This window comes from Brevibacillus porteri, assembly GCF_003013475.1.
In the GTDB taxonomy this organism is placed as follows: Bacteria; Bacillota; Bacilli; order Brevibacillales; family Brevibacillaceae; genus Brevibacillus; species Brevibacillus porteri.
Genome location: NZ_PXZO01000061.1, coordinates 1 through 10812, shown reverse-complemented (window position 1 = coordinate 10812; position 10812 = coordinate 1). Strand labels below are relative to the sequence as shown.

The window sequence follows — 10812 nt, the reverse complement described above, 5'->3', positions numbered from 1 at the left end:
TTCACATCTGAAAGTCGAAGCACTCTATCCCTATGATATCCGAAGTATAGATGAAGCACAAAGGCGAATAGAAGAATTTATTCTCTTTTATAACGAGAAAAGAGCACAACGAAAACTAAACAAGCTGACGCCAGTTGAATACCGACGTCAGCTTATAGCCTAGGGCTTTTTTCAATGTCCACTAAATGGGGTCTTGACCACTCCTAGAATAGGGGGCTTTTTTGTGTTCAGCATAGACCCCAGAGCCATGAGGGATAGTAAACATATCCCGAACTGGAAAAAGAGTGATTTGAAATGATCCATACAGAAAAACAAGCTGCGCCCTTCCTTTACTCGTTGGACGAAAATCTGGAAAAGGTGAAGCGAGAGCTCGGCAACAGCACGGATCTTGTGACGCGCCAAGTGCGTTTGGAGGCCGTCGATCAGATGCAGGTGGGGATTTTATACACCGAGGGTCTGGTCGACAAAAATATGATTAGCGGCTTCATGGAGTCTCTCATGCTTCATGCCAGGAAAGAGGACTTCCCCGTAGAAGCCAATCCGTTGATGCTGATGAAGGACTTCTTGCTCACGATCGGTGGAGTGGAAGAGGTCTATGACTTTGACCATTTGTATGATGCGATATTGACGGGGGATACCGTTATTTTGGTAGATGGGTATTCGTATGGCTTTATCGCAAATACGAAGCAGTGGGAAGATCGTGGTGTTCAGGAGACTTCCGTACAAACGGTGGTTCGGGGTTCCAGAGAAGCGTTTTCGGAAAACCTCCGGACCAATACGGCTTTGGTTCGTCGGCGGATCAATAATCGCAATCTTTGGTTGGAGACCATGCAGATTGGGGACATGACACAGACCAAAGTCGCCATGATGTATATAAAAGGAGTCGTGCAGGAAAGCGTAGTGACAGAAGTCCGAGAACGCTTGGGGCAAATCACGATCGACGGTATTTTGGAGAGCGGAAACATCGAAGAAATGATTCAGGATCATACCTTTACGCCGTTTCCGACCATTTACAATACAGAGCGCCCCGACTCGGTGGCAGCTGGGCTGTTGGAAGGTCGTGTCGCCATTCTGGTGGACGGTACACCGATCGTTTTGTTGGTACCAGCTGTCTTTGTCCAATTCTTTCAGTCCTCCGAGGACTACTACATGCGTGCGGATTTTGGGATTCTGCGTATTTTGCGCCTTATCTCTTTCTTTATCGCTTTACTTGCGCCATCCCTGTATGTCGCCGTTACGACCTTCCATCAGGAAATGCTACAGACGAACCTGATCATGAGCATTGCAGCCCAACGTGAAGGCGTGCCCTTCCCGGCAGCAATTGAGGCGCTGTTGATGGAGTTTACCTTTGAAATGCTGCGAGAGGCGGGGGTACGAATGCCGAGGGCCGTGGGGTCAGCTATTTCCATCGTGGGAGCACTCGTGTTGGGGGAAGCTGCCGTGCAGGCAGGGCTTGTTTCACCCGCTACCGTCATCGTCGTTTCTATTACAGCGATCACCAGCTTTGTCTTCCCTTCCTTCTCTATGTCCATTCCGATCCGGCTGTTGCGGTTCGGGGTGATCGCACTCGCCGCCAGCTTTGGTCTGATCGGCGTATTTGTGGGGATGATTGCTTTGTGCATTCACCTGTGCACCCTGCGTTCGTTTGGTGTCCCCTATATGGCTCCGCTTGCCCCAGTGAATTTAGCGGACCAAAAGGATACGCTGATTCGGCTGCCAATCTGGATGATGCATACGCGTCCCCATTTTTTGCGCCAGAAAAACAGCGTCAGAGAACGAAAAAGTAAAATATAGCGCAAGTATCGTGCCGATGTGATGATAAATCGATAGCCGAGGTGGAGAAGGCATGAATCGAAAAGGAGTGTTCCTCCTGGCTCTGGCTCTTCTCGTTTTATTGACAGGCTGCTGGAACCGCAGGGAATTAAATGATTTGGCAATCGTCATGGGAACGGGTATCGACAAGATTGATGGAGAGTATGTGATATCCGCCCAAATCGTCAATCCGGGAGGGGTAGCGTCAAAGGAGAGCGGGGGGATGAGCCAATCAGCTGTTGCGACTTACAGCATGCGGGCATCGAGCATTTTTGAGGGAATCCGGAAAATGACAACGGTAACGCCGAGAAGGCTTTACTTTTCCCATATCCAGGTGCTGGTTTTGGGGGAGCAGATAGCAAAAGAAGGGACAAAGGAAGTGCTGGATTTGTTATTTCGCGATCATGAGGTCCGGCCCGATTTTTATGTCATTCTGGCCAAGGACGCGACAGCACTACAAATTCTCAGCATGATCGACCCGCTGGAAAAAATCCCGGCGACGAAGCTCTATAAAAGCTTGGAAACGGCAGAGAGTGCTTGGGGATCAATTGTCTCCATTCAATTGGATGAATTTATTGCGGATTTGCTACGGGAAGGGATCGAGCCAGTGTTGGTAGGCGTTAATCTGAAAGGGAAGGTACATACGGGTACTTCTATTGGTAATTCCCAAAAAGAAAGCCAGTCAACGTTGCTAAGGTATCACGAAATCGGTGTCTTCAAAGAAGACAAGCTGCGGGGGTGGTTTAACGAAGAGGAAAGCATCGGATTCAGCTACATCACGGACAGGGTGGACAGTACAATAGAAGAAATTCCTTGTAACAAAAACAATAAAATTGTCATTGAGATCATCCGAAACAAAACAACTGTGAAAGGCAAGGTGGAAAAAGGAAAACCACAAGTAGAGGTGAGCATTTCCGCAGAAGGCACTGTGGGCGAGGTGGCTTGCCGTATCGATTTGTCCGATCCCAAGACCATGTACAAATTGGAAGCTGACGTAGAAAAGCAGATCAGAGACAAAATCTTAAGCGCCATCCATAAAGCGCAAAAGCAATACCGATCAGATGTTTTTGGATTTGGGCAGTCGATCTACCAAAATGACCCCAAAGGGTGGGAAAAGGTGAAAGAGGATTGGGATTCTCAATTCTCCAACCTGAAAGTGAAAATCAAAACAGACGTGAAGCTCAGGCGGACAGGAAAAGTGGGCAATTCGTTTATTCCTTTCATGAAAAAGGAGTAGAGCATAACTTTTTCCATCCATGGAAATGGTAAAAGTAATCCTGCAAAAAAAGTAGGTGCACTGCACAGCATGTGGACCATCATGATGATTTTGCTGATCAGCCTACTCATTGCCCTCTTTGAGGTGCCTTATCTGAGAAAGAACGCGATGAAAAGGGAAATGCTGGTTTTTTTCATTTTGCTAGTAGTTGCGACGGGACTTGGCATAGCGGAATCGCTTGAGGCGAATATTCCGAACCCGTTGGACTGGATCACATTTGTCTATAAACCATTCAGCGACTTCATTTTGGGAACTGTGGAATGAAGCAGTAGCCAGTAGCGAGGCGGGGGAGCGAGAGGAATTGTTAAACAACGGCCATATTAGCGCAAGGCAATTCATGATACTCGTGGCGCTTTTTGGGATTGGTGATGCGATTTTGTACGTACCATCCCTTACTGCTACCGCTGCCAAACAAGATGCCTGGATCTCCGCCCTCATCGGGTGGGGGGAAGGCTTTCTTTTAACCTATCTGTATGTTTCGCTGAGTATGCGGTATCCGAACAAGTCGATCTTTCAGTACAGCGCGGAAATATTGGGGAAGTGGCTGGGGAAAGCGGTGGCTGTGTTGTTCATCAGCTATTTTTTCATCGACGCTTCGCTCATGCTGATGGAGATTGGCGATTTTGTCACGACGCAGATTATGCAGGAAACCCCCATTGAAATTATTCTTGTCCTTTTTCTGGTGATCATCGTCATGGGGGTCCGCAGTGGTCCAGAAGCCTTTTCTCGAGTGAGCGAGCTGTTGTTTCCGTATTTTCTGTTGCTTTTTTTTATCTTGATCGCATTTATTTCCCCCCAGATCAAAATAGAAAATGTGAAGCCTGTGCTTGCGCATGGATTAGCTCCTGTTTTCGGGGGGAACTTCAGGTACGCGGGTTATTTGCTGGAAACGGTCATTATGATCGTGATATTTCCCTTGGTAAAACGGCCAGCGCGTGCGGCCAAAGCTTATATCTTGGGCATCCTTTTGGCTAATTTCTTCCTGACGATAATTACTGCTGTGGCCATCTTGGTCTTGGGTGCCGATATTACCGTACTGCTCGCCTACCCAAGCTACACACTTGCGCAAAAAATCAGTATCGGCAATTTTTTTGAGCGAATAGAAGTGTTGATGGCCGTCATCTGGTTTATTACGCTCTTTGTCAAAATTACGATTTGCTATTATGCGACGAACATTGGAATCGCATATACACTGGGGCTGCGGGATTACCGCCATTTGACACTTCCGCTGGGGATGATCATGATCGTAGTGGCATTGACGACAATGCCTAACCGCCCGTATTTTGACTCTTTCGTTTCGGACATTTGGATGCCTTATTCCTTGACGTACGGTTTGTTCCTGCCCGTTCTCTTACTGAGTGTCGGGGCCCTAAGAAAAAAACCAGTCTGCTAGCATTGTGAGCCGCAGACTGGTTTTTTGTGATTACGTGTCGATTGTATTACTCAGCAGCCATGCTGCTTTCTTTCAAGATAACGTCATGTGCGCCGCCTTCTACCAAGCTAGTAGCAGAGATGACGGTGATTCGCGCTTTTTGCTGAAGCTCTGAGATGGAGAGCGACCCGCAATTGCACATGGTCGATTTGATTTTGCTCAAGGTACGGTCTATGTTTTCGCGCAGGGTCCCCGCGTATGGAACGTAGGAGTCTACGCCTTCCTCAAAGACGAGACTGCTTTTGCCGCCAGTGTCATAGCGTTGCCAGTTACGAGCGCGGTTGGAGCCTTCTCCCCAGTATTCTTTCACGAAGTTGTTGCCGATCTTCACTTTTTTGGTCGGGCTTTCGTCGAAGCGAGCGAAGTAACGTCCCAGCATGACAAAGTCTGCCCCCATAGCCAAAGCCAGTGTCACGTGGTAGTCATGTACGATTCCGCCGTCGGAGCAGAGCGGAACGTAAATGCCTGTTTCCTTGAAGTACTCGTCGCGAGCTGCTGCCACTTCAATGAGGGAAGAGGCTTGGCCGCGTCCGATTCCTTTTTGTTCGCGGGTAATACAGATGGAGCCGCCGCCAATACCTACTTTTATGAAATCTGCACCCGATTCCACGAGGTAGCGGAAGCCTTCCTTATCGACGACGTTACCTGCACCGATCGGAACATTGAAGTTTTCTTTTACATATTGAACTGTCTCGCGTTGCCATTCGCTGAAGCCGTCGGAGGAGTCGATGACCAGAATATCAACGCCTGCTTCCACCAACGCAGGGACGCGCTCCTTGTAGTCCTTTGTATTGATACCGGCACCTACGATATAGCTCTTGTTCGCGTCCAAGAGGGACAGCGGATTGTTTTTGCGGGAATCGTAGTCCTTGCGGAAAACGAGGAAGTCGAGATTTTGATTTTCGTCTACGATTGGCAAGCAGTTGAGCTTGTGCTCCCAGATCAGGTCGTTGGCTTCGGAGAGCGAGATGCCAGATTTGCCATAGATCAGCTTCGAGAATGGTGTCATGATGTCGCTGACGAGTTTGTCCTGAGAGTCGCGGCTGATGCGATAATCGCGACCCGTTACGATTCCGAGCAGCTTGCCTTTTGCCGTACCATCTTCCGTAATGGCAACGGTGGAGTGGCCTGATGCCTCTTTCAATTCCAAAATGTCTTTCAGCGTATGGCTTGGTGTCAGGTTGGAGCGGCTCACGACGAAACCAGCCTTGTAGCCTTTTGCTTTGCGAACCATGGTTGCCTGGCTCTCGATGGACTGGGAGCCAAAAATAAACGAAATACCGCCACATCTAGCCAATGCGACCGCCATATGATGGTCGGAAACTGCTTGCATGACTGCGGATGAGAACGGTATGTTTAGTGAGATGGCAGGCTTTTCACCTTTTTTATACTTGGTAATCGGAGTGGATAAGTCCACATTGTTCGGAGTGCATTCTTTTGTGGTGAGATTTGGCAACAACAAAAACTCATTAAACGTTCGAGATGGTTCTGTGTAATAAAAAGCCACGATTCTCTCCTCCTAGGTGAAGTTGGTCTCGATTTTTTGAACTGCCTCTTTAATAGAGAAATTTTTACCATGTTAACCGTGAAGTACGACAACGTCAATAGGGAATCGTTAGAAGGAGTGATTTCTTTGCTAAAATTGCGAACAGGTCATGAACAACGCCAGCTTTTGGAACAAATTTCGTTAGAAGATTCGTATATTTTATACGGGAATATTTTCTTGCGAACGGATAGGAGCGTCGTCGTAACGGACAGCGCCCAAGGAGAAGTAACCGCCATCGGGTCTTACTTAAAAGGGATGCCGTTTCACGCGTTTTCTCTCCATGTGGTCGAGGGGGAGGGGGTAAAAAATGAAAAAGGAGTGGGGAAGCGTGCAAACCAAACAGCGTGCCGAACGTTCAGATAAAAAGAAACGGATACATCGGTATCTTGATCATGACACTTACTCGCATTTAGATAAAATTCGACAGTCCGTCAACACGAAAAAAAAGCGATTTCAATTCACGACATTGCCGAAGACATCTTGGAAGCCTGCGTACAAGCGCCTGAAATTATTGGCTGGCTTATGAAAAAATACGGTGTACCATCCGATCACCCCAAGTACGCTGTGAAGGTGAAAGAGAATGGGAAACATGTGATCAAACACCTTTTCGAATGTTGATGGGTGTAATATTTTCTAAGGTTTTGGACAGGGATTTAAACAAGTTGTTACAAGACGGACAGCGATCATTTCGTTTTTCGAATCCTTTTAAGGTTGTCTTATTTTTGCAGATTGTACAGATGGCCATAATGAAACTCCTCCAAATTGCTTGACCTTGTGATCCAGGTAAGAAGAAAGAAGAGCTCCACCTTGAATCGTAGTTAACCAGTTTGTCCGCAAAAATGGAATTTATTCAGAAGAGAGCCATTATAATGGCTTTTTATTTTGTTCTGTGAACGTATTGGGGAGGGAAAGGGAGGGACTCTAATCGGATCCTTGAGAAGTAAATAGGGAGACTTTAGGCTGTCTAGGCTGGTCATAAATTAAGAATCCCAGCCCTTGCACCATCGGTATAAGTGGGATTCTTGAGTAGTTAGCGCACTTAGGCCATTTCTGTTTTCGTGCAACTCTCGAGTTCAGTTCTGTCTCATCAGCTTGTCCCAGGGTAGTATCTTGGCTAATAAACCATATATCAATAAAAACAAACGTATAAAATTAAAAACAGTACGTATTTACGTTCGTTTTTAGCTCGAGAACTTCCGATCATAGAAAATGCCTGTGCGCAGAATCAAATGTCTTCTGTAGATGCTAAGTTGCATGTAGAAGAAATGTTGAATTCCCTTCCAGCTAAAGCAAGATTCATTATTGAGCAAGTAGTGATTCATGGAGTTCCAGAAGAAATAGTCGCACAGCATTTGGGTATATCTCAACAAGGAGTAAACAAATACAAACGAAAATATTTAGGCTTACTTCGGAAAAATTAGAATCTAACTCGGCAAGAAGTTAAGTCGTAGACCCTCCAAAATGGAGGGTTTTTTGCATTCTTGGCCTTAGCTTAAATATGGTTTGTTTAAAAAGCCAGATGACTATCTTTGAAAACAGCTAACACAAACAGGTTTTCAAGACTTTTTTATCCTTCCACTTCTCTTCCTTTCCCTAGTTCTCCCTGAGCCGCCTACAGGGGCTTCTCAAGGCTTCCTAGGCTCTCTCTTCTCTTGGCGTTAGGGGTCGGGGAATTATATAGGTGTTGGCATTTTTAAAAAACCTGTATCAAGAGCTGAGACACACATTTTCATCCCCAAAAAAACAAAAAAACCACCTTCTATGTAGTGGTATCGCTTTATTATTTCTGCTTGTTGACCACCGATGGCTGGTTAATTCGTAGGTGAATCCAATGGAATGATTAATTTTACTTTAGGCACACTAACTGTGCTCGTCCGTAAATAAGCATATTTGAGGAAGGATGAACTGATTTGCCTACTGCAACAGCCGTTAATGTTAGCGCAATCTTGTGGCGTCATCTTGCTAGGGGTGCATACTGGAAATTAACCGATCACGGCGACAATATTGTCAGTCTCCAAAATACTGCTGATACTAATTTTAAGGACTGGTATCTCGACATAGATGGTCATACAGGTAGCGTAATCTTGTGGGAACATCTGGGTAGGGGTGGATACTGGAAATTAACTGATCACGGTGACAATATCGTAAGTCTGCAAAATACAGCTGATACAAATTTTAAGGACTGGTATCTTGACATAGATGGTCGTACAGGCAGCGTAATCTTGTGGGAACATCTGGGTAGGGGTGGATACTGGAAAAAAACCACCCACGCTGATGGTACAGTAAGTCTGCAAAATACAGCTGATACTAATTTTACTAACTGGTACCTTGACATAGATGGTAATGCTTCTACCATACCTGTTTTCCCGATTGAACATGAACAGCATGACCGTGTCGGAGATGGTTTTCATATGACAACAAGAATTATAGTATCCGAGACAGGGCGGTTAGATGGTTTTGTAGAAATGAAGTGTACAAATAATGGACAAGGTTTCACGGGTCAGGTAATTGTTTTTCTGCTTAACGAGAAAAACGATATTTTATGGAATACACAAGCCGATCACAGCTATGGTATTAATGCAGCGTATTTATCTAGTGCGAGAAAAGAAAAACATAATTTTACTGAACAAATCCCTAATGATAAACTGCTGAAAACACGTAAAGTCTATATCTATCAAAGACACACCCCAAAATCATTTAAAGAAATCCTAGATGAGATCGCTAAAACCACAGAAGAGGTAAATGGTGTCTATGAGATAATCAAGAATACCCAGATTGCAAAAGACATCGCAACTGCTGCTGCAAGTTCGTAGTTAAAGTAATGACATTTTCGTGTTTTGACTGGCTTGATATTTGGTTAGATATGGATCAAACCAATCTCGTGATTTTATAATTACGTAGATGCCATGATGGAGATTCCCAAGCGCTTGGGAATTTCTTTTCTATGCCCTTTAGTTCCTTACGGCCCGGGAATTCCAACCATGTTTTCTTCTGATACAATAGCGATAATCGCTCCTTTTTCAAGGTTCGATTATGGCTGAGATCGGGGTGGTTCCAGATCTTTTTGTTTTTGTAAAGAGGATCTTGTCGGGCGGGGTCGAATGGATAGGCCCTCTGGTTATCGCGGGATTCCCCGACCCCCGGCGTTGGGCGGCGCAGCCGATCAACGCAACGCCAGACACGCAGGAATTACATAGGTGTTGGCATTTTTAGAAAATCCGTATCGAAGCAGAGACACACATTTTCATCCCCCCCAAAAAACAAAAAAAACCACCCTCTATGTCGTACCACAGAAAGCAGCAGCTCTCCAAACCCGGAGGGGCGAAACGAAAAGGAGCAATTGCGTAGCAAGTAAGCGCCCTTTGGTAGGCTGTGTCACAAGGCGATGAGCCTGCTTTTAGGGGCCGTGGCTTTCGGCGCAGACGAAAGCCTTCCTTTTCCCCCAAGGTGCTCCCAGAGCCGCCTACAGGAGCTTTTCAAGGCTTCCTAGGCTCTTCCTTCTTTCTGCGTTAGGGGGCGGAGGGGCACACAGGAACCTAGAGGGCTTTGTCGGGCGCTTGCGACCGGCTAGGCCCTCTAGTATTGGAACCCATTTCTGTGAGAGAAACCTTTTTATGGAAGTACACGTCTTATATTTGTCTTCATAATCACGCGTTTACTAAAAGAGGAGTTGATCGATTGTGCACAGGGTGTATCTTTCTTTACTCACGTTGCTTTGTTTATTTCTCTTTGGATGCAATGAGAGAGTCATAGATCATCCAAATGGTTATGTTACATTTGTCGAAGAGAATCCTACGAATCTATTTGAAGATCAGTCCAATTTGGCTGAAATACGGAGTCCAAAGAACTTTTCAGTCATTGAAGACAAAGTAATGACTCTCCATTTTTATGGAGTGCCTGATTACTCCTACAATGTAACAGTACAAGATGATCTTAAAAATATATTGTTTCAGGAAGAAATAAACCCTCAAAGTAAAATCTTCCAATACATGAGAGAAATCACACTTGAAAAAATCCCCTCAACCTTGCATGGGAAAGTAATTATATCTGCTAGGGTATCTTCTGAGGAAGCTAAAAATGCCTGGCATACAGAACATGAAGTAGCTTTTAAAACTAATAGTAACGACTGGGTAACCATAGATAACCCTGTTCCCTATACAAACATACTGGTTGGTGAGGAGTTAGAAATTACAGGAAAAGTGGGACATCCTGATACATTATCTTATTCTGTGAGCGATGGTGTCCAAGATCTGATAACGGGTACGATCAAAGTAAATCAAGATGGAACTTTTCAAACTCGCATTCCCATAAATCAGTTACCTGCTAATCACCTAAGTAAAGCTACATTGGCAATAGAAGATCCGCAGAAAAATTTTGTCCTTCTTGATTTCTTTATTCGAGAAAAGCCATGAGGTTTGAAAAGGACTGTATATGAAAAAGAGAAACCCCTGGAGAGATTGGTCAAGACCCCGTTTAGCGGACATTGAAAAAAGCCCTAGGCAGCAAGTTGGCGTCGGTACTCAACCGGCGTCAGCTTGTTTAGTTTTCTCTGTGGACGAGCATGGTTGTAAAAGGGAATGAACTCCTCAATTCGCCTTTGTGCCTCGTCTAAACTTCGTATATCATAGGGATAGAGTGCTTCTGTTTTCAGATGTGAAAAGAAGCTCTCCATGGAGGCATTGTCATAACAATTGCCTCGGCGAGACATGCTGATTTGGGCGCCAACGGGTCTGTCAAAAGTTTTGT

10 protein-coding genes are annotated in these 10812 nt (G+C 45.4%); 8 read left to right on the top strand and 2 right to left on the bottom strand.

Annotation, left to right across the window (positions count from 1 at the left end; genetic code table 11):
- The first annotated feature begins 7 nt into the window (after window positions 1-7).
- The 5 genes from C7R92_RS27280 to C7R92_RS27260 all read left to right on the top strand — a co-directional run bounded on the left by C7R92_RS27280 (window position 8) and on the right by C7R92_RS27260 (window position 4481).
- Window positions 8-163 carry an IS3 family transposase gene (locus tag C7R92_RS27280; protein WP_279629834.1) on the top strand — a complete coding sequence of 52 codons (156 nt, stop codon included), beginning with the start codon at window positions 8-10 and terminating at the stop codon, window positions 161-163.
- A 131-nt stretch (window positions 164-294) separates the two neighbouring features.
- Window positions 295-1794, top strand: a complete 1500-nt coding sequence (locus tag C7R92_RS27275) for a spore germination protein (RefSeq protein ID WP_069847265.1) — start codon at window positions 295-297, stop codon at window positions 1792-1794.
- A gap of 52 nt (window positions 1795-1846) precedes the next feature.
- Window positions 1847-3049, top strand: coding sequence for a Ger(x)C family spore germination protein (locus tag C7R92_RS27270; RefSeq protein ID WP_106836309.1), 1203 nt, complete (start codon window positions 1847-1849; stop codon window positions 3047-3049).
- Window positions 3050-3118: 69 nt separating this feature from the next.
- Window positions 3119-3352: a hypothetical protein gene (locus C7R92_RS27265; protein WP_069847262.1), complete on the top strand. Its 234-nt coding sequence runs from the start codon at window positions 3119-3121 to the stop codon at window positions 3350-3352.
- A 37-nt stretch (window positions 3353-3389) separates the two neighbouring features.
- Window positions 3390-4481 carry a GerAB/ArcD/ProY family transporter gene (locus C7R92_RS27260; RefSeq protein WP_106836308.1) on the top strand — a complete coding sequence of 364 codons (1092 nt, stop codon included), beginning with the start codon at window positions 3390-3392 and terminating at the stop codon, window positions 4479-4481.
- A 46-nt stretch (window positions 4482-4527) separates the two neighbouring features.
- Here C7R92_RS27260 and C7R92_RS27255 read toward each other — a convergent pair whose 3' ends face one another.
- Window positions 4528-6027 carry an IMP dehydrogenase gene (locus C7R92_RS27255; RefSeq protein WP_106836307.1) on the bottom strand — a complete coding sequence of 500 codons (1500 nt, stop codon included), beginning with the start codon at window positions 6025-6027 and terminating at the stop codon, window positions 4528-4530.
- 126 nt (window positions 6028-6153) lie between these two features.
- On the opposite strand from C7R92_RS27255, the gene C7R92_RS27250 reads away from it, so the two are divergent.
- From C7R92_RS27250 to C7R92_RS27235, 3 genes are all read left to right on the top strand, one after another.
- Window positions 6154-6429, top strand: coding sequence for a hypothetical protein (locus C7R92_RS27250; RefSeq protein ID WP_208636240.1), 276 nt, complete (start codon window positions 6154-6156; stop codon window positions 6427-6429).
- Window positions 6430-7976: 1547 nt separating this feature from the next.
- Window positions 7977-8879: a hypothetical protein gene (locus C7R92_RS27240; protein ID WP_106836306.1), complete on the top strand. Its 903-nt coding sequence runs from the start codon at window positions 7977-7979 to the stop codon at window positions 8877-8879.
- Between the two features lie 867 nt (window positions 8880-9746).
- Complete coding sequence (locus C7R92_RS27235; RefSeq protein ID WP_106836305.1) at window positions 9747-10478, top strand: hypothetical protein; 732 nt, start codon at window positions 9747-9749, stop codon at window positions 10476-10478.
- A gap of 83 nt (window positions 10479-10561) precedes the next feature.
- Here the strand turns inward: C7R92_RS27235 and C7R92_RS27230 are convergent.
- A partial coding sequence (locus C7R92_RS27230; RefSeq protein WP_146147634.1) for an integrase core domain-containing protein occupies window positions 10562-10812 on the bottom strand: 251 nt, incomplete at its 5' end.

Excerpts from the sequence above, each read along its gene's own strand:
- C7R92_RS27270 (WP_106836309.1), top strand. The coding sequence starts at position 1,847 with ATGAATCGAAAAGGAGTGTTCCTCCTGGCTCTGGCTCTTCTCGTTTTA.
- C7R92_RS27265 (WP_069847262.1), top strand. The coding sequence starts at position 3,119 with ATGTGGACCATCATGATGATTTTGCTGATCAGCCTACTCATTGCCCTC.
- C7R92_RS27275 (WP_069847265.1), top strand. The coding sequence starts at position 295 with ATGATCCATACAGAAAAACAAGCTGCGCCCTTCCTTTACTCGTTGGAC.